This is a genomic window from Frankia tisae (genome assembly GCF_025403405.1).
Lineage (GTDB): Bacteria > Actinomycetota > Actinomycetes > Frankiales > Frankiaceae > Frankia > Frankia tisai.
On record NZ_JANEZT010000789.1, the window covers coordinates 1 to 509 of the forward strand.

Here is a 509-nt window from a genome sequence, read left to right on the forward strand (position 1 = left end):
ACGGAGCGCTCCGCGCAGGCGCATGTCTGCCGCACCGTGGCCCGCCGCGCGGAGCGCTCCGTCGTGGCGCTGGGCGAGGCCGAGCCGGAGGGGCTGCGGGCCGCGCCACGGCGCTACCTGAACCGGCTGTCGGACCTGTTCTTCGTGCTCGCGCGCGTGCTCAACCGCATGGACGGGGGCGACGACGTGTACTGGAAGAGCGACCGCATGGCACGGCGCGCGGAGGAGGAATCGGGCGCCTCCGCGGCTGACGCAGGCCGCGTCGGCACGGCCCCGTAGCCGCTGCATTCCCGGCGCGGCACGCCTCGCCGCCGCGCGGCCGCACACGGTCCGGAAACCGGTGCCGTCGGGTAATGGATGGGCTTGTTCTCCTACAGTCCGGCCAGGGGTGCCGCCTTAACTTTCCCGTCGAACAGAACAAGGAAAGTGCATGGCGAGGATTGAACGGGCTGAACCGGCAGGACGCGGGCACCGACGGTGCCGCCGCCGGACGATGCTGGCCAGCGTGT

The 509-nt window shown here is 72.3% G+C and carries 1 protein-coding gene; it reads left to right on the top strand.

All coding sequences use genetic code 11. The annotated features are described in order from the left end of the window. A partial coding sequence (locus NBZ85_RS34210; protein ID WP_498041288.1) for an ATP:cob(I)alamin adenosyltransferase occupies window positions 1–279 on the top strand: 279 nt, incomplete at its 5' end. Between the last annotated feature and the right edge of the window lie 230 nt (window positions 280–509).